At 34.4% G+C, this 262-nt stretch carries 1 protein-coding gene; it reads left to right on the top strand.

What is annotated here, in order from left to right; all coding sequences use genetic code 11:
- Positions 1–262 (top strand): CocE/NonD family hydrolase (locus SB764_RS41555; RefSeq protein ID WP_410866973.1); only part of this gene is annotated, 262 nt, incomplete at both ends.

The following is a 262-nucleotide window of genomic DNA, read 5'->3' as shown; positions in this document are numbered from 1 at the left end:
CCATTAAAACAAAAAAAGGGAATGAAATTGCACTAAGAGTCATTAAATATAAGAAAGGCGAAAAACAGGCTCCTGCCATACTCAATTTCAGTATCTATAACAGGGGAGGGTTCAATCATATTGAAAAACTTGGGGCTATGAGGGACTATACTGTAGTCTATGCTTATAGTAGAGGTGTTTATTTGAGTCATGATCAAGTTTCTCCATTTGAATTTGAAATAGAAGATGTAAACGAAGTAATAGATTGGATTATCAAGCAACC

Origin of the sequence: Paraburkholderia sp. SIMBA_027 (assembly GCF_046535315.1) — a bacterium.
Lineage (GTDB): Bacteria > Pseudomonadota > Gammaproteobacteria > Burkholderiales > Burkholderiaceae > Paraburkholderia > Paraburkholderia tropica.
Note: the sequence above shows the minus strand (reverse complement) of the source record. Positions and strands in the feature narration are given on the sequence as shown.